The 380-nt window shown below is 46.3% G+C and carries 1 protein-coding gene; it reads right to left on the bottom strand.

What is annotated here, in order from left to right; genetic code table 11:
• A partial coding sequence (locus VG566_RS20440) for a hypothetical protein (RefSeq protein ID WP_423172735.1) occupies positions 1 to 222 on the bottom strand: 222 nt, incomplete at its 3' end.
• Positions 223 to 380: the final 158 nt, after the last annotated feature.

The following is a 380-nucleotide window of genomic DNA, read 5'->3' as shown; positions in this document are numbered from 1 at the left end:
ACCCGGCAGCTTGGTTTCAATACTGCCGGTGTCACTGATTTCTATCCCACCAATGGCATTGATGCAGATAAATGAATAACTGTTTTCGGCAGCGTGCGAATCGGTACTCTCCAGCAGGATTGTATCACGGAAGCGATCGCGGAGGCGGAGATAAATGCCGACCGGCGTGTAGATATCGGCCAGCAGGCGCCTGCATTCAGTCCTGACTTCTATTGTTCTCATTATTCCTTCCTTGTTGATCAAAAAAAAACCCCGGATAAATCCGGGGAATGATACCTTATAAAAAAAGTAATGGCATTACAAACCCCGTTCAGCGTCTGACTGCCACCACCATTGAATGTTATTTGTTACCTGTTTCATTTGTGAGGCAAATATGGAGC

The organism is Stenotrophomonas sp. CASM114, assembly GCF_049384325.1.
GTDB lineage: Bacteria > Pseudomonadota > Gammaproteobacteria > Xanthomonadales > Xanthomonadaceae > Stenotrophomonas > Stenotrophomonas muris.
The sequence above is the reverse complement of the archived record's forward strand: the minus strand, read 5'-3'. Positions and strand labels throughout refer to the sequence as shown.